The following is a 19414-nucleotide window of genomic DNA, read 5'->3' on the forward strand; positions in this document are numbered from 1 at the left end:
ATTATTCAGCCGCTGTTATGCGTTTCCCGCTGGTGACAAACGTTCCGGCACCAAGATGATGCAGGGTATTGAGTTTATCATCATCAAACTGCCAGCGTCCTTCCACGAAAGCTCGCTCATCAGCGGCAGCCGAGACCACTTCCCCAAACAGGGTGTCATATTTTTCCTGTGCTGCCGTTGCAGGCAGCAGACGACACTCCATCCAGGCCAGACATTTCGCTTCTATTAACGGTAATCCCAGCACCGGACCTTTTACCACCGGAATACCGTAGCAGTTAAATTTATCTTCCACGCGACCGGAAACGCTGCCCACCGCGTAAGTCCAGTTGGTAGCGGCCACGCCCGGAATAACAATACCGAACTTGCCGCTACGCTCAATCAGTTCACGCGACCAGGCAGTCTTATCAACAACAATTGCAATCCGCGGCGGTTCAAATTCCACCGGCATTGACCATGCTGCCGCCATCACATTGCGCCGCTCGGTATGCTCATCCCGGCTGGTGATCAGTATCGTAGGGCCGTGGTTAAGCAGCCGACTGGCATGTTTTAATTCGATTGAACGGAAATGGCTCATGGATGCTCCTGGGCTGAGAGATAACACACCACAATAGATATAGATATTAACGGTATTAGCGATTTTGTCGCCTCGTCTGGAGGAACAACGCACAAAATCGACGGCGTAAAATTAAAAATGCGTTATAAGTACTGCATTAATCGAACAGGAACTCCCTATGACGCCTTTTTTAACCGCTTATTTTGCCCGTATTGGCTGGTCAGATTCGGCCAGCGTCGACATTGAAACTTTAAAAGCGCTGCATTTACAGCACAACGGCGCGATTCCGTTTGAAAACCTGGATGTATTGCTGCCAAGAGAGATGCAGCTTGACGATTTGTCGCTGGAAGAGAAGCTGGTGACGGCGCATCGTGGCGGTTATTGCTTTGAACAGAATGGAGTGTTTGAGCGCGCGTTACGCGAAATCGGTTTTAACGTACGCAGCCTTCTCGGTCGTGTGGTACTGGCAAATCCGTCAAGTCTGCCGCCGCGCACGCATCGTCTGTTGCTGGTTGAATTACAGGGAGAGCAGTGGATCGCCGACGTTGGCTTCGGCGGGCAAACGCTGACGGCGCCGATTCGTCTGCAGGCCGACATTGAGCAGCAAACGCCACACGGCGAATATCGTCTGGTTCAGGAGGGGGACGATTGGATCCTGCAGTTCCGCCATCACGATCACTGGCAATCAATGTACCGTTTTGACCTGGTCGTGCAGCACCAGAGCGATTATCTGATGGGCAATTTCTGGTCCGCGCACTGGCCACAATCGCATTTTCGTCATCATTTGCTGATGTGTCGTCATCTTCCGGACGGCGGTAAGCTGACGTTGACCAATTTTCATTTCACCCGTTATCAGGATGGTCGGGCGATAGAGCAGATTAATCTGCCCGATGTCGCCAGCCTGTATGCCTTGCTGCAGGAACAGTTTGGACTGGGCGTGGATGACGTGAAGCATGGGTTTACCGAAGATGAGCTGGCGACGGTCATGGCGGCGTTTGATACGCATCCGGAGGCGGGGAAATAGGGGCATCGGAAGTCATGCCGGATGCGGCGTTATCGCCTTATCCGGCCTACGGGAACAATTAAAAATCTACCGCCCATTCGGCGTGAAACAGGATCACTGCCGAACCGGTAATAGTCACTTTTTCCGGCAGGTTTTCACGGATAGCCACCGTCACATCAACAATACCGTCACGCCCGAGCGCGCGGCCCTGATGTCCCTGAACACGTAGCGTTTTCCCGTCATGCGGCATCAACCCATGTTGAACCAGCCACGCGCCCATTGGACCGTTGGCATTGCCGGTAACCGGATCTTCCACAATACCAATAGCAGGCGAGAACATGCGGCCATCGGTGGCGTTTTCGCCCTTGCGAATTTGAAAAGGGAAGAAACCGTTACAGCCAATTTGCTTGCTGATAGCGGTCAGGGCAGACAAATCCGGGGAAAGGGCGTCGAGGTCCACCTCAGGCTTCAGCGCAATCATTACTTTAGAGTGTCCGGTAGTGGCCACCTGAATGGGTAATCCGGGCAGCATATCGTCTTCGCTCAGGTGCAGTGCATCGATTATCGCGGCACGTACAGCACCTTCCAGCGGAGCTTCGAATCCAGGTACGCCTTGTTCAAGGCTGATGCGATAGTCATTGTCACTTGCTTCAATATCGACCCGATGACGACCGGCGAGCGAGGTTTGCCAGACGGTGCTGTTGCCCAGACCCAGCACCTTGGCGCGCACATAATGTGCGGCGACGGTAGCGTGTCCACAGATGGGAACTTCGACCGTCGGCGTGAAATAACGAATGCGAACATCGCTGTCGTCACTGGTCAGCAGGAATGCGGTTTCCGAATGACGCAGCTCGCGAGCAATAAGTTGCATCTGTGCTTCGCTCAATCCGTCAGCATGCAACACCACTCCCGCTGAATTGCCGCGAAAGGGTACTGAAGTAAAGGCATCGACGTGATAAACCTGTGGTTTCATTAGCGTTCTCCCTGGGATGGAGAAGCATCATAACGTACAAAAAGCGGGATAGCGATCCAGGCCCGGTAAGCGCTAGCGCTACCGGGCAGCAGAGGAAATTAGCGACGCGAACGCACTATCTGATAACGGCGGGTAAAGTACTCAAACGGCGCACTCCACACGTGGACCAGTCGGGTGAACGGGAACAGCAGGAAAATGGTCATCCCCAGAACCAGATGCACACGGAAAATCCACGCCACGCCATCCAGATGCGCAGACGCACCGCCCTGGAAGGTCACCACCGACTGCGCCCAACCGACCAGTTTTAGCATTTCACTGCCGTCAGGATGCTGTGCAGAGAACGGGATAGTGGTTAAACCGAGAATACATTGAATCAGCAGAACGCAGAGGATCAGAATATCGGCGGTCGAGGAGGTTGCGCGAATGCGCGGGTTAGTCAACCGGCGCACCAGCAGGCCAGCGCCACCCACCAGTGTGAGCACGCCACAAAGTCCGCCGGCAATCATCGCCATCTGCTGTTTTACCGCAATCGGCAGGAACCAGGCATACATCCAGTGCGGCGTTAACATGCCAAACAGGTGCCCGAAAAAGATCCCCAGAATGCCGATGTGGAACAGGTTTGACCACAACACCATGCCGCGTTTGTCCAGCATCTGGCTGGAAGACGCGCGCCAGGTGTATTGTCCGTAGTCGTAGCGTAGCCAACTGCCGAGGATAAACACCGTACCGCACAGGTACGGATAGATATCGTAAAAAAAGACGTTCAGGTACTGTATCATTTCGGGCCTCCCGCGCTGACGTCGACATACTGAGGTGCCACGTCCTGGCTAAAGCGTCGTTGATAGTTTTGTAACGGTGAACTGTCACAGGCGGTGGCATTATCTTCGATAAACTTCACCTGTTCCTCTTCCCAGACTGCATCCAGCGCCTGTCGGGTATCGTCGCGCGTTTCCGCGCCAACCTGCTTAGTGACACTGTCACTCGAAAGAGGACTTCCGGCAAGCTGCAACAGGGCATCAAACAGTTGATACCACGGCGTATCGCGCTGTTTTAAGCGCCCGCCAAGCAACGCCAGAATCGGTGCGACGTTCTGCAGTCCTTCTTTGGCCTCCGCTTCCGGTAACACGCTTAAGTACTCAAGATATAAAGGCAGGTGATCCGGCAGTTCGCGACAGTTTAGCTGCAGCCCGACCGTTTCATACTGCGCCAACAAATCAACCATCGCCTGGCCCCGGTCACGGGACTCGGCGTGCACATGCTCAAACAGCAGCAGTGAGGTGGCCCGACCCCGGTCAAAGATTTCGCACCATTCGGCTTGTTTATCCAGTAACGGCGCATTGAGCAGCTCCTGGCTAAAATCACTCAGCGTGGGGGCATCGCTGGCCACAAGCGCCAGCGCGTCGTCTTTACACTCCCATAGCAGCTCGTCGGGGTACTCCATCAGCAGGCCGATAACCTTCAGGATTTGCATTATTCACCCTCCGCTTTATCGCGCACTTCGGTGATGTCGATGGCATCAATACGGCTGCTGTTGAACAGGTTGAATTTGGTGTCGGAACCATGACAACCGTCGCCGAAGGTAAAGCCGCAGCCGTTTTTCTCCGGGAAGGCATCACGCGCCATTTCGCGGTGACTGGTCGGGATCACGAAACGGTCTTCATAGTTGGCGATGGCCAGATAACGATACATCTCCTCGACCTGCTCAACGCTCAGACCCACTTCCTCAATCGCGCGGGTGTCCGTGACGCCTTCTACGGTTTGCGCACGCATATAGTGGCGCATGGCCATCATCCGTTTGAGCGCCCTCAGCACCGGACCGGTATCACCCGCACTGAGCATATTGGCGAGGTACTGAACCGGAATTCGCAGCGACTCAACCGCAGGCAAAATGTTGCCATTGTGCGGCAGTCCGCCCGCGTCGGCGACCGACTGTATCGGTGACAATGGCGGCACATACCAGACCATCGGCAGGGTGCGATACTCCGGGTGCAGCGGTAGCGCCAGCTTCCAGTCCATCGCCATTTTGTAAACCGGCGAGCGCTGGGCTGCTTCGATGACGTTGTGTGGAATACCTTGTTTTAGCGCCTCTTCAATCACCGCTGGATCGTTCGGGTTGAGGAACACATCGCACTGACGCTCGTAGAGATCGGTTTCATGCTCGGTGCTCGCTGCTTCCTCGATACGGTCGGCGTCGTACAGCAATACCCCGAGATAACGGATACGCCCAACGCAGGTTTCTGAACACACCGTCGGCTGGCCGGACTCAATACGCGGGTAGCAGAAAATGCACTTCTCTGACTTACCGCTCTTCCAGTTAAAGTAGATTTTTTTGTACGGACAGCCGCTGATGCACAAGCGCCAACCGCGACATTTGTCCTGGTCGATCAGCACAATGCCGTCTTCTTCACGCTTATAGATAGCACCGCTCGGGCAGGTGGCGACACAGCTTGGGTTCAGACAGTGCTCGCACAGGCGCGGTAAATACATCATGAAGGTGTTTTCGAACTGACCGTACATCTCCTTTTGCATCTTCTCGAAGTTACGGTCGCGGGCACGTTTTGAAAATTCGCCGCCAAGCAGTTCTTCCCAGTTTGGACCCCAGATAATCTTGTCCATCCGTTTACCATCTATCAGCGAACGCGGACGCGCGGTGGGCTGATTCTTGCTCTCCGGCGCGCTATGCAGATGCTGATAATCGTAGGTAAACGGTTCATAGTAATCATCGATTTGCGGAATCACCGGGTTGGCGAAAATTTTGGTGATTACGCCCATCTTACCGCCCAGACGCGGTCTTATCTTGCCGTTAACATCGCGAACCCAGCCGCCTTGCCACTCTTCCTGATCTTCCCAGTTTTTCGGATAACCAATCCCCGGTTTAGTCTCGACGTTGTTAAACCACGCATATTCCATCCCTTCACGCCCGGTCCAGACGTTTTTACAGGTGACGGAGCAGGTGTGGCAGCCGATGCACTTATCCAGATTAAGAACCATGCCTACCTGTGAGCGTATTTTCATTTTTTCGCCTCCTGTACCTGATCGCGACCTTCATCATCCAGCCAGTTAATGTTTTTCATTTTTCTAATCATGATGAACTCATCGCGGTTAGAGCCGACCGTCCCGTAATAGTTGAAGCTGTATGCCAGTTGCGCATAGCCGCCGATCATGTGCGTGGGTTTCGGGCAGACGCGGGTGACCGAGTTATGGATCCCGCCACGCATCCCGGTGACTTCCGAGCCTGGGATATTCATGATTCGCTCCTGAGCGTGATACATCATGGTCATTCCCGGCGGCACGCGTTGACTCACCACTGCACGCGCGGTGAGCGCACCGTTGGCGTTGAAGGCTTCAATCCAGTCGTTATCCTCAATGCCCAGATCTTTGGCATCGGTCTCGCTGATCCAGACAATGGGGCCGCCGCGCGAAAGCGTCAGCATCAGCAGGTTTTCACTGTAGGTAGAGTGGATCCCCCATTTCTGGTGCGGCGTCAGGAAGTTGAGGGCTTTTTCCGGGAAGCCGTTAGGCGGAACTTCGCGCATTTCACTGACGCTGCGGGTATCGATAGGCGGACGATACGCCACCAGACTTTCACCGAACGCTCGCATCCACGCGTGATCCTGGTACAGCTGCTGGCGACCGGACAGGGTACGCCATGGGATCAACTCGTGAACGTTGGTATAGCCTGCGTTATAGGAGACATGTTCGCTTTCAAGGCCGGACCAGGTAGGACTGGAGATGATTTTGCGCGGCTGCGCCTGGATATCGCGAAAACGAATCTTTTCGTCTTCTTTGTTCAACGCCAGATGCGTATGGTCGCGTCCGGTCATCGCCCCCAGCGCTTCCCAGGCTTTTACCGCCACCTGACCGTTGGTTTCCGGCGCCAGGGCGAGGATCACCTCAGAGGCATCCAGCGCGGTGTCAATCAGCGGTCGGCCTTTTGCCGGGCCTTCGCGTTTGGTGTAGTTCAGCTTGCCGAGGAAATCGACCTCCGCCTGGGTATTCCACGCAATGCCTTTCCCACCGTTACCAAGCTTGTCCATAAGCGGACCGAGTGAAGTAAAGCGTTCGTAGGTAGCGGGGTAGTCACGTTCCACAACGGCGATATTTGGTGCCGTTTTCCCCGGGAGGAGATCGCATTCGCCTTTGCGCCAGTCCAGAATGTCAAACGGCTGCGCCAGCTCTGCCGGAGAGTCGTGTTGCAGTGGTTGCAACACCACATCCGTTTCTTGTCCAAGGTGTCCCACACATACCTCGGAGAACATTTTGGCGATGCCTTTATAAATTTCCCAGTCACTCTTCGATTCCCATGCCGGGTCGACCGCCGCGGACAACGGGTGAATAAACGGATGCATATCCGAAGTGTTCATATCGTCTTTTTCATACCAGGTAGCGGTTGGCAAAACGATATCGGAGAACAAACAGGTGCTGGACATACGGAAATCGAGCGTGACCAGCAGATCGAGCTTGCCCTCTATCGCCGCGGATTGCCATTCAACCTCTTCAGGTTTAATACCCTCACTTGAACCGAGCGCTTCCCCCTGGATCCCGCTTTCGGTACCCAGTAAATACTTGAGCATGTATTCATGCCCTTTACCGGAGGAACCGAGCAGGTTAGAGCGCCAGACGAAGAGGTTGCGTGGGTGGTTTTTGCCGCTATCCGGCTGCTCACAGGCAAAACGAATATCACCCGACTTCAGCGCTTGGGCAGTGTATTGCGCAGGAGATAACCCAGCTTGTTCTGCCTTCGCTTTGACGGTCAATGGGTTAAGGTTAAGCTGCGGCGCAGAGGGCAGCCAGCCCATTCGTTCAGCACGTATGTTAAAGTCAATCAAATGTCCGCTAAACTTCGACGCATCGGCCAGCGGAGAGAGGAGTTCTTGAGCGGTGAGTTTTTCATAACGCCACTGACTGGAGTGATTGTAGAAAAACGAAGTGCTGTTCATCTGACGCGGTGGGCGGTTCCAGTCCAGGGCAAAGGCCAGCGGCAACCAACCGGTTTGCGGACGCAGTTTCTCCTGACCCACATAGTGCGCCCAGCCGCCGCCGCTTTGTCCCACGCAACCACAGAACACCAGGATGTTAATCATCCCGCGGTAGTTCATGTCCATGTGATACCAGTGGTTAACGCCAGCCCCGAGGATGATCATCGAACGGCCATGCGTTTTGTGCGCGGTATCGGCAAACTCACGGGCGATTTGTTCGATATGACGGCGTGGCACGCCGGTAATTTGCTCACCCCAGGCCGGGGTGTAGGCTTTTACTTCGCTGTAATCTTGTGCGCTATGAACATCATCCAGACCACGGTCGAGGCCGTAATTCGCCAGCACCAGATCATAGACGCTCACCACCGGGCAACGGCTACCGTCAGCGAGGGTAAGATATTTTACCGGTAGTTGACGGACCAGCACCGGTTCTTGTTTTACACTGCGAAAATGTGGGTTTTCGTTGCCGCCAAAATAGGGGAATGCCACGCCGGTCACGTCATCATGCTGACCAAGCAGCGAGAGGGAAAGTTCAGTTTCAGCGCCAGCCGCCAGGGGTTCCAGGTTCCATTTGCCTTTCTCGCCCCAGCGAAAACCGATAGATCCGTTCGGGACAACCAGTTCGCCCTCGCGGTTGAAAGCCACCGTTTTCCACTCTGGATTGTTGCTTTCACCCAGACCATCGACAAGGTCTGAGGCGCGCATCATGCGCCCAGGCACGTAGCTGCCATCTTCGCGGGCATCCAGCAGCACCAGCATCGGCATATCGGTATAGCGACGACAGTAATTGAGGAAATAATCGCTGGGATTGTCGAGATGGAACTCTTTCAGGATCACGTGGCCCATCGCCATTGCCAGCGCGCTGTCTGTCCCTTGTTTCGGTGCCAGCCACTGGTCGCACAGTTTGGCGACTTCCGAGTAGTCTGGCGTAATGGCAATTGTCTTGGTGCCTTTGTAGCGAACTTCAGTAAAAAAGTGCGCGTCCGGGGTACGGGTCTGCGGCACGTTAGAGCCCCAGGCGATGATATAGCTGGAGTTATACCAGTCGGCGGATTCAGGAACGTCGGTCTGCTCGCCCCAGGTCATCGGTGACGCGGGCGGTAAGTCGCAGTACCAGTCATAGAAGCTCAGACAGGTTCCGCCCAGTAGCGAGAGATAGCGCGTACCTGCAGCATAGGAGACCATCGACATTGCGGGGATGGGAGAGAATCCGGCCACACGATCAGGGCCGTAAGTTTTCACCGTCCAGACGTTGGCAGCAGCAATCAGTTGATTAAGTTCTTTCCAGTTGGAACGGATAAACCCACCGCGCCCGCGTACCTGCTTGTAGCTCTGGCATTTTTGCGGGTCGTTCATAATGGATTCCCAGGCCAGCACCGGATCGGGCTGGCGGGACAGGGCGTCGCGCCACAATTCGATTAAGCGTTTACGCACCAGTGGATATTTCAGGCGGTTAGCGCTGTAGAGATACCACGAGTAACTTGCGCCGCGTGGGCAGCCACGGGGCTCATGATTTGGCAGGTCAGGGCGGGTACGCGGGTAGTCGGTTTGCTGAGTTTCCCAGGTTACCAGCCCGTTTTTGACGTAGATTTTCCAGCTGCATGAGCCGGTACAGTTAACGCCGTGGGTAGAACGCACAATTTTATCGAACTGCCAGCGCTGACGATAGCTGTCTTCCCAGTCCCGGTTGGTGTGCATTACTTGCCCATGCCCCTCGGCAAACGTATCGCCCTTTTGTTTAAAGTAGCGAAAGCGGTCTAACAGTTTACTCATGACATAACTCCTGCTTCGAATAACGTTGCCTACACAGGCCAAAAGATGACTATTTTTTTTGTGATTTACGGCCGTAAACCAGCCAGGTCACCAGCACGCAGACGATGTAGAACACAAGGAATATTTTCATTGCGCCTACCGGAGATCCGGTCAGCGCCAGCGATGAACCAAACGCTTTCGGGATAAAGAAGCCCCCGACAGCGCCAATTGCGGAGATAAATCCCAGGGCGGCGGCGGTATCGGTTACCGCCTCACGCTGGGCCTGTTCTTCAGTACCACCGTGCAGCTTCACCCGGTAAATGGTGATTTTGCGAAAGATCACCGCAATCATCTGGAAGGTCGAACCGCTTCCCAGACCCGCGGTCAGGAACAAGCCCATAAACACCAGGTAAAACGCGATAAAGCTTCCTTCGCCCGAGCCGGGCAAAGTGAGAAACAGCAGGGCGCTGAACAGTGCCATAAAGATGAAGTTAATTAAGGTGACACGAACACCACCAAACTTGTCAGAGATAACACCGCCCGCCGATCGCGCAAGCGCACCGATGAAGGGCCCGAAGAACGCCAGTTGCAGAATATTCACGTCAGGGAACTGTGTTTTCGCCAGCATGGCAAAGCCTGCTGAAAAACCGATAAATGAACCGAAGGTGGCGAGATACAGCAGACTTAATAACCACAAATGAAAACGCTTGAGGACCGGTAGCTGGGAGGCAATTGAGGCCTTCGAACTGGCAATGTCGTTCATTCCTATGCCCGCTGCCACGGTCGCTATCAGCAGTAGCGGCACCCAAATCCATGCGGCATTGGCCAGTGACAGTAACGATCCGTCAGCTTGTGGTACGCCCTGCACGCCCAGGAAGGTAAAAATGGGGAGAAAGATCACCAGCGGCGCGATCAACTGCATCACGCTGACACCGAGGTTGCCGAGGCCACCGTTAATGCCTAGTGCGCTACCTTGCTTCGCTTTGGGGAAGAAAAAACTGATATTACCCATGCTGGAGGCAAAGTTAGCGCCAGCAAACCCACACATCAGCGCAATGATAATAAATACGCCAAACGGAGTAGCGGTATTTTGCACGGCAAAACCGAGCCAGACGCAGGGAATAACCAGAATGACGGTGCTAAAAATGGTCCAACGGCGCCCCCCAAATATAGGTACCATAAAGGAGTAGGGAACGCGCAATATTGCACCAGAAAGAGAAGGTAATGCCGTTAATAAAAACAGTTGATCGGTGGTAAAATTAAAACCAATTTTATTCAGATTGACAGCAACAGCGCTGAACAACATCCAGACGCAAAACGCAAGCAGCAAGCAACTCACTGATATCCAGAGGTTTCTTCGGGCAATGTGCTTACCTTTGTTTTCCCAAAAGGCAGGATTTTCGGGTTTCCAGTCAGTTAAAAGATAACGATTATTTTTCTCATTTGATGCTGACATATTATTCTCCATGCACATGCCGTTCATGAAAAAGAAATAAACGCATACAGCGCCGCGCGAGTTCTTTTAGAAACTATTGAAAAGTTTTGGGAATATTGACTGAAAGAATAGATAAAAAAGCGCAATAACGCGGCGTGATGAGGGAATTACACGTTGCTTAAGTGTTACCAATTGTAAATATAAAAGATGTATTATTAATTCATCTATAACATCAATTTACTAACTCTAACGTAATCATACGATCCAGGTGGCGTTCGAATGCAGGATCGGCCATTTCCTCAATGCCTAATACATAGATGCCATCCAGACCGCATACCAACGCAATTAAACGCCAGGCCACATCGGCAGCATCCGGGCGTGAAGAAAACTCACCGGCTTTCTGTCCCTGAGAGATGATAGCGGCGGTTTCTTCGTGCCACATCCGCATGGTCAGCAGGTAAGCGCTTTTGATTTCCGGATCTTTATCCGCCAGAACCTGCGCTTCACGCCATAGTTTTATATAGGGTTCGAACCCGCCATCTTCGCTGCCCAGCATGGCATGCAGCCGTTCACGGAAGCTGGCGTTTGCGCTGACCAGTTCGGCATCCAGAAGAGTACGGATCAGTTGCACAAAAGCGAGGGATTTTAACTCGCCGGCAGACGTAAAGTGATGATGCACCTGGCCGGTTGACACCTGAGCTTCCGTGGCAATACGCCGCACCGTCATGGCGGTAAATCCTTCCTCAAGCGCGACGCGCATTGCCGCCTGCAGAATCACTTCCCGACGTTCATCCCGATTTAGATAGCTCATCGTTCCTCCCATATCCGTTTAGCACGCAGTCTAACAAAAAGTTGGACATACGTTCAAATTTCCGTAGGATCGCCGAACCTGGACGTGTGTCCAGTTTCAGTTTTGAAGGGAGTTTTATGTTTCGTCAGTGGTTAACGTTAGTGATTATTGTGCTGGTCTACATCCCTGTTGCGATTGATGCAACGGTGCTGCACGTTGCCGCGCCCACGCTGAGTATGACGCTGGGCGCCAGTGGCAACGAGCTGCTGTGGATAATTGATATTTATTCCCTGGTAATGGCCGGTATGGTATTGCCAATGGGCGCGCTGGGCGATCGCATCGGCTTTAAACGCCTGCTGCTGTTAGGTGGAGGCTTGTTTGGTCTGGCATCACTGGCGGCCGCTTTTGCTCATAGCGCCAGTTGGCTGATTGTCACCCGGGCCGTGTTGGCGATTGGCGCGGCGATGATTGTGCCGGCAACGCTTGCGGGGATTCGCGCCACGTTCGCTGAGCAACGGCATCGTAATATGGCGCTCGGTGTCTGGGCCGCGGTTGGTTCCGGCGGTGCGGCGTTTGGCCCACTGGTAGGCGGGATGCTACTGGAGCACTTCTACTGGGGATCCGTATTCTTAATTAATGTACCGATTGTCCTGGTGGTAATGGCCTTAACCGCACGCTTAGTGCCGCGTCAGGCTGGACGTCGCGATCAATCGTTAAATTTTGGTCATGCGATAATGCTGATTGTCGCCATTCTGCTGCTGGTTTACAGCGCCAAAACCGCGCTGAAAGGGCATACGGCGACCGTTGCCATCGCCCTGACGCTGTTAACCGGCGCTTTGCTGTTGTGGCAGTTTGTCCGCATCCAGCTTGCGGCAGCCCGCCCGATGATTGATATGCGGTTGTTCACACATCGCATAATCTTAAGTGGCGTAGTGATGGCGATGACCGCGATGATAACGCTGGTGGGTTTCGAGTTACTGATGGCTCAGGAGCTACAGTTTGTCCACGGCTTAACACCGTATCAGGCAGGGTTGTTCATGCTGCCGGTGATGCTGGCAAGTGGTTTCAGCGGACCGATTGCCGGTATGTTGGTTTCACGTCTGGGATTACGTTGTGTGGCGACGGCGGGTATGGCGCTGAGCGCTGTTAGCTTTTACGGCCTGGCGATGACGGATTTCAGTAGCCAACAGGTACAAGCCTGGATTTTGATGGCTTTGCTCGGCTTCAGCGCCGCCAGTGCGCTTCTGGCTTCAACGGCGGCTATCATGGCAGCAGCACCTGCGGAAAAAGCCGCGGCCGCGGGTGCCATCGAGACAATGGCTTATGAACTGGGAGCCGGACTTGGGATCGCTATCTTTGGTTTGCTGTTGAGCCGTAGCTTTTCTGCATCGATTCTGCCGCCAGCCGGACTTAATGCGCAGGAAATGGAACGTGCCTCATCGTCAATGGGGGAGGCGGTACAACTGGCACACTCGCTCCCGTCGTCACTGAGTGAGGCATTGCTGACGGCTGCCAGAGAAGCGTTCACCTGGTCACATAGCGTGGCCTTAAGCAGCGCCGGCAGCATGCTTATCGTATTAGCGATAGGAATGTGGTTCAGTCTGGCAAAGGTACAACGTTAATAACTAGTGAGCTAAATGACAGGGGTAATCCATCTCTTCGACTTCTTTCCCACTCAGTCGAGCGTATTGCCCCGTCAATCTCCAGAACGCAGGCTGTGTTTCCGTATAGATTTCTGCCGCTAATATTAGGCGGCGGCGATCTACCTCATTAAGTTCCAGAAGTGTCCACGGAATAAAGTAGCGATCGCTGTCCGTCAACGTAAACCACAGTGGGCATCCGCAGCCGGAACAGAAGAACCGTTCACCACGATTTGAGGAAGGAAAGTGCGAAGGTTCTGCCGAGTCTGGCGACATCAGCGGGTGAGCGCTGGCTTCCAGATACATGGCGATGCCGCCTGACCATTTCTGACACAGCGTACAATGGCAGGCATAGACATCCAGCATTTCGACGTCAACGGTAAAATGACTCTGTCCGCAAAGACAACGACCAGTGAATGTCTGCACGGCATACTCCTTATGACCGAGTCTACATCAAGAGAAAAAGCCAGCCCTTGAAGGACTGGCTTTGTATTCTGACTACAACAAAATTAGAACTGGTAGTTCAGACCAACAGCCACGATGTTGTCGGTGCTTACACCGGCAGCTTTAGTGAAGGCATTGTCATCCAGCAGGTTGATTTTGTAATCAACGAAGGTAGACATGTTTTTGTTGAAGTAGTAGGTAGCACCTAAATCGATGTACTCAACCAGATCCTGGTCGCCATAAGTGGTGTTAAGGTCTTTACCTTTGGATTTCAGGTAAGCGATGGACGGACGCAGACCGAAGTCGAACTGGTACTGAGCAACAGCTTCAAAGTTCTGCGTTTTGTTAGCGATATAATCAGCATCACCAAACACAGTCATGTTGCGGGTTTCAGAGTAGGTGGTTGCCAGGTAGATGTTGTTCGCATCATATTTCAAGCCAGCAGCCCATACTTCAGCGTTTTTACCTTTAGCGTTCAGATTGAGAAGATCTGTGCGGTTTACCTGAGAATCAGTACGGTCAGATTTTGCATAGGTAGCACCTACACCAAAGCCTTCGTACTCATAAGTGGTAGACAGACCAAAACCGTCGCCATTAGCTTCGTTAGGATTACGTTTGTCTTCGTTTTTGCCCTGGTACTGAGCTGCAAAGTTCAGACCTTCAACCAGACCGAAGAAGTCGGTGTTACGGTAGGTTGCAACGCCAGTAGTACGGCCAGTCATGAATACGTCAGTCTGGGTCCAGGTATCGCCACCGAACTCTGGCAGAACGTCGGTCCATGCGCCGATGTCGTAGGCCACGCCGTAGTTACGACCGTAGTCGAAAGAACCGTATTCAGCGAATTTCAGACCAGCGAATGCCAGACGAGTTTTATCTTTGTCGGAACCACCGGTGGATTCAGTACGGTTACCTTTGAATTCATATTCCCACTGACCGAAGCCAACCAGCTGGTCGTTGATCTGAGTTTCGCCTTTGAAGCCCAGACGCGCGTAGGTTTTGTCGCCATCGCTGCTGGTGTCGTCAGAGAAGTAGTGCTGAGCGTGAACTTTACCGTAGATATCCAGTTTGTTTGCGTCTTTGTTATATACCTCAGCTGCGTTTACCGCACCTGCCGCCAACAGGCTAGTCACTGCCACTGCAACTAATTTAAGTTTCATTCTAAATAATCCTTATAATTTTTTCTTGGTGTGTTTCCTAAACCATTGCTAAACGAAGGGGTTCGTCAATGGCAAACTATTTTTAAATGACGCAGTGGTATAAGTTCAATAATAAGTTTCATAATATTGCGAAATATTTGAAGTTGTGTGATCTAGATCTACATAATATGACTGATTGCATTAATCTTTATATGTGACAAATATGAATGGGTATATTTACGTAGGGGACTATTGTCAGGGCTATGATTTAAATAGCGTTAGTTTCGCATGTGTAATATATGCATATGAAGGGATATAGATAACCGCATAATATTTTCGTGTGTTAACTAATTACCATATATTTAACATTTAATTAAACAAATGCAAACATAAATCGCAAGTGGAATGAACAATTATTATTCATCAATTTGTCTAAAGTATAGCCGGGTTTTATTTGTTTGTGATAAAACCCGGCTTTTTTTCAGGCGCGGCGCGTTGCCAGCCAACAAAGTAGCGATCCCGCGCAGACCATCAGTGCGCCCTGCCAGAAAGATAGCGAAAGCGGTGCACTGAGTAACACAGCAGCCAGTGCAGAAGAGAGCACAGGGGTAAAATAGGATCCTACGGCCATGATGGTCACGTTGCCATGCAAAATGCCAATATTCCACGCCGCATAGGCAAATCCTAACGTTAATGCCGCTGAGAACATTTTAATAGTCACCGAAGTGCTGAAAATCATTTCTGGTTGCGGAGTCATAAAATAGTAAATCCACAAACTTGCGGCTGTTAGTAAAACGAACACGGTGATGCCGTTAAAGCCTTTTGCATATTTATTGGTCACCGTGCAATACGTTGCCCAGATAAAAGCGCCGAGAAAGGCGAGAAAATAGCTCAGCGGACTGCTGGCAACATTGCTGATAATTTCATCAAGGTTAAGGCCGTTTTCACCACCCAATACCCAACAAACCCCGGTCAATGCGATAATTAATCCAGGGATCACCAACCAGGTTGTTTTTTGACCATTAAATAAAATAGCAAACAATATCGTCAAACTCGGCCAGAGATAATTGACCATACCGACTTCAATAGCCTGGTGACGAGTAGCCGCATAACCGAGAGCCAGCGCTAAACATATTTCGTAAGTAACAAAAAGCACGCTACCAGCGATTAAATAGCGCACAGGAATTTTTCTGATATTCGGAAAGCCGACGGTAAAAATCAGCAACAGACCACTTAACGAAAAAATCATTGCTGCGCCGCCCGCAGGACCCAGTCCTTCACTTACCCCACGCATGAGTCCGACCATCGTGCTCCAGAGCACGATGGCAATGAGCCCAATTAACGTTGCCTTTTGTTTTGTCATTCTGATTGTCTGTCCATGGTACTGGCAAAAATTTAAGCTGAAATTTATAGCACTTTTATACCGTAGCGCGCTAATTAATTGCCTTTCCCATACTCCCTTATGGGTACAAGGGTTAAACAAAGTGCACTATTTAGTAGCGGAACCGTTTCGTTATTGATTTGACGCAAAAAAAATATGGATATAGCTGATAGTTTCGTCGCGAAGTTGTACATGGCATCTTTCAGACTGCTGCGCTGGCGCAATTTGAGAGATTTCATGTACGAACCCCTGCAAAAAAGAGGAAAGCAATGGACGTCAGCCGCAGACAATTTTTTAAAATCTGCGCGGGCGGTATGGCGGGAACAACAGTGGCCGCTTTGGGTTTTGCACCCAAAATGGCACTGGCTCAGGCGCGAAACTATAAGCTGTTACGCGCCAAAGAGATCCGAAACACCTGCACATACTGTTCCGTAGGTTGCGGGCTATTAATGTATAGCCTGGGAGATGGAGCAAAAAACGCCAAAGAGTCGATTTACCATATTGAAGGGGATCCGGATCATCCGGTGAGCCGCGGGGCATTATGTCCTAAGGGCGCAGGATTACTGGATTACGTGCACAGTGAAAACCGTCTGCGTTACCCGGAATATCGCGCCCCTGGTTCCGACAAATGGCAGCGTATCAGCTGGGATGAAGCATTCACCCGTATCGCGAAGCTGATGAAAACTGACCGTGACGCCAACTTTATCGAGAAGAATGAGCAGGGCGTAACGGTAAACCGCTGGCTTTCAACCGGGATGCTGTGTGCATCTGCGGCAAGTAATGAAACCGGTATGCTGACGCAAAAATTTGTGCGCTCACTCGGCATGCTGGCAGTAGACAACCAGGCGCGCGTCTGACACGGACCAACGGTAGCAAGTCTTGCTCCAACATTTGGTCGCGGTGCGATGACCAACCACTGGGTTGATATTAAAAATGCTAACGTCGTGATGGTGATGGGCGGTAACGCCGCTGAAGCACATCCGGTGGGATTCCGCTGGGCGATGGAAGCAAAAAACAACAATGATGCCACGCTGATTGTTGTTGACCCTCGTTTTACACGTACAGCTTCGGTGGCGGATATCTATGCGCCAATTCGTTCCGGCACGGACATTACGTTCCTGTCCGGCGTCTTGCTGTACCTGATTGAAAACAACAAAATCAACGCTGAATACGTTAAGCATTACACCAACGCCAGCCTGCTGGTGCGGGATGACTTTGCTTTCGAAGACGGTCTGTTCAGCGGTTATGACGCAAACAAACGCCAATATGATAAATCGTCCTGGAACTACCAGTTCGATGAAAATGGCTACGCGAAACGCGATGAAACGTTAAGCCATCCTCGCTGTGTCTGGAACCTGCTAAAACAGCACGTTTCCCGCTACACGCCGGATGTGGTGGAAAACATTTGTGGTACGCCGAAAGAAGACTTCCTGAAAGTCTGCGAAGTGCTGGCTTCCACCAGCGCAGCCGATCGCACCACCACGTTCCTGTACGCGCTGGGTTGGACTCAGCATACCGTCGGGGCGCAGAACATCCGCACCATGGCGATGATCCAGTTGCTGCTCGGCAACATGGGGATGGCAGGTGGCGGTGTCAACGCCTTGCGCGGTCACTCCAACATTCAAGGGTTAACCGACTTAGGTCTGCTCTCTACCAGCCTGCCGGGCTACCTGATGCTGCCGTCAGAGAAACAGACAGACCTGCAAACCTATCTGGCCGCGAACACGCCAAAAGCGACATTGGCCGATCAGGTTAACTACTGGGGCAACTATCCGAAGTTCTTCGTCAGCTTGATGAAATCTTTCTACGGCAATGCTGCACAGAAAGAAAACGACTGGGGTTTTGAGTGGCTGCCGAAGTGGGATCAGTCCTATGACGTAATCAAATACTTCAACATGATGGATAGCGGAAAAGTCACCGGCTACATCTGTCAGGGCTTTAACCCGGTTGCGTCCTTCCCGGACAAAAACAAAGTGGTGCAGAGCCTCAGCAAACTGAAGTATCTGGTGGTTATCGATCCGCTGGTGACCGAGACCTCAACGTTCTGGCAGAACCACGGTGAGTCAAACGACGTTGATCCTGCGTCGATTCAGACCGAAGTCTTCCGTTTGCCTTCTACCTGCTTTGCGGAAGAGGACGGCTCCATCGCCAACTCCGGCCGTTGGCTGCAGTGGCACTGGAAAGGTCAGGACGCACCGGGCGAAGCCCGCAACGACGGCGAAATTCTGGCCGGTATTTACCACCGTCTGCGAGACATGTATCGCACTGAAGGCGGTAAAGCTGTAGAACCCGTTCTGAAAATGAGCTGGAACTATAAGCAGCCGGACGAACCGCACTCAGAGGAAGTGGCGAAAGAGAACAACGGCTATGCGCTGGAAGATCTCTATGATGCCAACGGTGTACTGGTTGCGAAGAAAGGTCAGTTGCTCAACAGCTTTGCGTTGCTGCGCGATGATGGTTCTACGTCATCATCCTGCTGGATTTATACCGGTAGCTGGACCGAGCAGGGCAACCAGATGGCCAATCGTGATAACGCCGATCCGTCAGGTCTGGGTAATACGCTGGGCTGGGCCTGGGCATGGCCGCTGAACCGTCGCGTGCTGTATAACCGCGCTTCGGCGGATCCACAGGGTAAACCGTGGGATCCAAAACGCATGCTTATCCAGTGGAACGGTACGAAGTGGACGGGTAACGATATCCCGGACTTCAATACCGCGGCACCGGGCAGTGGCACCAATCCATTTATCATGCAGCCGGAAGGGCTGGGGCGTCTGTTTGCTATCGATAAGATGGCGGAAGGTCCGTTCCCGGAACACTACGAGCCGATGGAAACGCCGCTGGGTACTAACCCGCTGCACCCGAATGTGATCTCCAACCCGGCAGCGCGTCTGTACGAGGCGGATAAACTCCGTATGGGCACGAAACAGGACTTCCCGTACGTCGGGACGACCTATCGTCTGACCGAACATTTCCATACCTGGACCAAGCACGCATTGCTGAATGCGATTGCCCAGCCAGAGCAGTTTGTGGAAATCAGCGAAACGCTGGCGGCAGCGAAAGGGATCAACAACGGCGATCACGTGAAAGTTAGCAGTAAACGTGGATTTATTCGCGCAGTTGCCGTGGTGACCCGTCGTCTGCGTACCCTGAACGTCAACGGTCAGCAGGTTGAAACGGTTGGGATCCCAATCCACTGGGGCTTTGAAGGAGTCGCGCGTAAAGGCTTTATCGCCAACACCCTGACGCCGAATGTCGGTGATGCAAACTCGCAAACGCCGGAATACAAAGCGTTTTTAGTTAACATCGAGAAGGCGTAAGGGAGGCGAAC

Annotated in this window: 14 protein-coding genes; 3 read left to right on the plus strand and 11 right to left on the minus strand. The window is 52.5% G+C overall.

What is annotated here, in order from left to right; genetic code table 11:
• Nucleotide 1: 1 nt before the first annotated feature.
• Nucleotides 2-574, minus strand: coding sequence for a flavin reductase family protein (locus GFB57_RS16030; protein WP_003020117.1), 573 nt, complete (start codon nucleotides 572-574; stop codon nucleotides 2-4).
• Nucleotides 575-731: 157 nt separating this feature from the next.
• Here GFB57_RS16030 and nhoA point away from each other — a divergent pair, with 157 nt between their 5' ends.
• The gene (gene nhoA, locus GFB57_RS16035) at nucleotides 732-1577 is read left to right on the plus strand and encodes an N-hydroxyarylamine O-acetyltransferase (RefSeq protein ID WP_003020114.1); all 846 of its coding nucleotides are present in this window, start codon (nucleotides 732-734) and stop codon (nucleotides 1575-1577) included.
• A 58-nt stretch (nucleotides 1578-1635) separates the two neighbouring features.
• Here the strand turns inward: nhoA and GFB57_RS16040 are convergent, their stop codons facing one another.
• The 7 genes from GFB57_RS16040 to GFB57_RS16070 all read right to left on the minus strand — a co-directional run bounded on the left by GFB57_RS16040 (nucleotide 1636) and on the right by GFB57_RS16070 (nucleotide 11506).
• Nucleotides 1636-2529 carry a PhzF family isomerase gene (locus tag GFB57_RS16040; protein ID WP_003020111.1) on the minus strand — a complete coding sequence of 298 codons (894 nt, stop codon included), beginning with the start codon at nucleotides 2527-2529 and terminating at the stop codon, nucleotides 1636-1638.
• 98 nt (nucleotides 2530-2627) lie between these two features.
• Nucleotides 2628-3308 carry a respiratory nitrate reductase subunit gamma gene (gene narI, locus GFB57_RS16045; RefSeq protein ID WP_003020109.1) on the minus strand — a complete coding sequence of 227 codons (681 nt, stop codon included), beginning with the start codon at nucleotides 3306-3308 and terminating at the stop codon, nucleotides 2628-2630.
• Entirely contained in the window at nucleotides 3305-4000 is a 696-nt protein-coding gene (gene narW / locus GFB57_RS16050) for a nitrate reductase molybdenum cofactor assembly chaperone (RefSeq protein ID WP_003020105.1), read from the minus strand. The genes narI and narW overlap by 4 nt, the downstream gene beginning before the upstream one ends.
• Nucleotides 4000-5544 carry a nitrate reductase subunit beta gene (gene narH / locus GFB57_RS16055; RefSeq protein ID WP_003020103.1) on the minus strand — a complete coding sequence of 515 codons (1545 nt, stop codon included), beginning with the start codon at nucleotides 5542-5544 and terminating at the stop codon, nucleotides 4000-4002. Before narH ends, narW begins: the two co-directional genes overlap by 1 nt.
• Nucleotides 5541-9281, minus strand: coding sequence for a nitrate reductase subunit alpha (locus tag GFB57_RS16060; RefSeq protein WP_003020100.1), 3741 nt, complete (start codon nucleotides 9279-9281; stop codon nucleotides 5541-5543). Before GFB57_RS16060 ends, narH begins: the two co-directional genes overlap by 4 nt.
• A gap of 49 nt (nucleotides 9282-9330) precedes the next feature.
• Nucleotides 9331-10716, minus strand: coding sequence for a NarK family nitrate/nitrite MFS transporter (locus tag GFB57_RS16065; protein ID WP_003020098.1), 1386 nt, complete (start codon nucleotides 10714-10716; stop codon nucleotides 9331-9333).
• 211 nt (nucleotides 10717-10927) lie between these two features.
• Complete coding sequence (locus GFB57_RS16070; protein WP_003020094.1) at nucleotides 10928-11506, minus strand: TetR family transcriptional regulator; 579 nt, start codon at nucleotides 11504-11506, stop codon at nucleotides 10928-10930.
• 116 nt (nucleotides 11507-11622) lie between these two features.
• Between GFB57_RS16070 and GFB57_RS16075 the strand changes: the two genes are divergently transcribed.
• Nucleotides 11623-13107 carry an MFS transporter gene (locus GFB57_RS16075; protein ID WP_003020091.1) on the plus strand — a complete coding sequence of 495 codons (1485 nt, stop codon included), beginning with the start codon at nucleotides 11623-11625 and terminating at the stop codon, nucleotides 13105-13107.
• Nucleotides 13108-13110: 3 nt separating this feature from the next.
• Here GFB57_RS16075 and GFB57_RS16080 read toward each other — a convergent pair whose 3' ends face one another.
• From GFB57_RS16080 to yddG, 3 genes are all read right to left on the minus strand, one after another.
• Nucleotides 13111-13491, minus strand: a complete 381-nt coding sequence (locus tag GFB57_RS16080) for a GFA family protein (RefSeq protein ID WP_085952502.1) — start codon at nucleotides 13489-13491, stop codon at nucleotides 13111-13113.
• Nucleotides 13492-13634: 143 nt separating this feature from the next.
• Nucleotides 13635-14726 (minus strand): porin OmpD, encoded by a 1092-nt coding sequence (gene ompD, locus GFB57_RS16085; protein ID WP_003020085.1) that lies wholly within the window; start codon nucleotides 14724-14726, stop codon nucleotides 13635-13637.
• A gap of 460 nt (nucleotides 14727-15186) precedes the next feature.
• Nucleotides 15187-16068 carry an aromatic amino acid efflux DMT transporter YddG gene (yddG, locus tag GFB57_RS16090; protein WP_003020082.1) on the minus strand — a complete coding sequence of 294 codons (882 nt, stop codon included), beginning with the start codon at nucleotides 16066-16068 and terminating at the stop codon, nucleotides 15187-15189.
• Between the two features lie 287 nt (nucleotides 16069-16355).
• Between yddG and fdnG the strand changes: the two genes are divergently transcribed.
• Entirely contained in the window at nucleotides 16356-19403 is a 3048-nt protein-coding gene (fdnG, locus tag GFB57_RS16095) for a formate dehydrogenase-N subunit alpha (RefSeq protein ID WP_085952501.1), read from the plus strand.
• The last annotated feature ends 11 nt before the right edge of the window (nucleotides 19404-19414 follow it).

Source organism: Citrobacter sp. S39 (assembly GCF_009495675.1).
Taxonomy (GTDB): Bacteria; Pseudomonadota; Gammaproteobacteria; order Enterobacterales; family Enterobacteriaceae; genus Citrobacter; species Citrobacter freundii.

Coding starts and splice junctions, on each gene's coding strand:
- nhoA (WP_003020114.1), top strand. CDS start 732: ATGACGCCTTTTTTAACCGCTTATTTTGCCCGTATTGGCTGGTCAGAT.
- GFB57_RS16065 (WP_003020098.1), bottom strand. CDS start 10,716: ATGTCAGCATCAAATGAGAAAAATAATCGTTATCTTTTAACTGACTGG.
- narW (WP_003020105.1), bottom strand. CDS start 4,000: ATGCAAATCCTGAAGGTTATCGGCCTGCTGATGGAGTACCCCGACGAG.
- GFB57_RS16075 (WP_003020091.1), top strand. CDS start 11,623: ATGTTTCGTCAGTGGTTAACGTTAGTGATTATTGTGCTGGTCTACATC.
- GFB57_RS16070 (WP_003020094.1), bottom strand. CDS start 11,506: ATGAGCTATCTAAATCGGGATGAACGTCGGGAAGTGATTCTGCAGGCG.
- GFB57_RS16030 (WP_003020117.1), bottom strand. CDS start 574: ATGAGCCATTTCCGTTCAATCGAATTAAAACATGCCAGTCGGCTGCTT.
- GFB57_RS16060 (WP_003020100.1), bottom strand. CDS start 9,281: ATGAGTAAACTGTTAGACCGCTTTCGCTACTTTAAACAAAAGGGCGAT.
- GFB57_RS16040 (WP_003020111.1), bottom strand. CDS start 2,529: ATGAAACCACAGGTTTATCACGTCGATGCCTTTACTTCAGTACCCTTT.
- narH (WP_003020103.1), bottom strand. CDS start 5,544: ATGAAAATACGCTCACAGGTAGGCATGGTTCTTAATCTGGATAAGTGC.
- yddG (WP_003020082.1), bottom strand. CDS start 16,068: ATGACAAAACAAAAGGCAACGTTAATTGGGCTCATTGCCATCGTGCTC.
- narI (WP_003020109.1), bottom strand. CDS start 3,308: ATGATACAGTACCTGAACGTCTTTTTTTACGATATCTATCCGTACCTG.
- ompD (WP_003020085.1), bottom strand. CDS start 14,726: ATGAAACTTAAATTAGTTGCAGTGGCAGTGACTAGCCTGTTGGCGGCA.
- GFB57_RS16080 (WP_085952502.1), bottom strand. CDS start 13,491: ATGCTGGATGTCTATGCCTGCCATTGTACGCTGTGTCAGAAATGGTCA.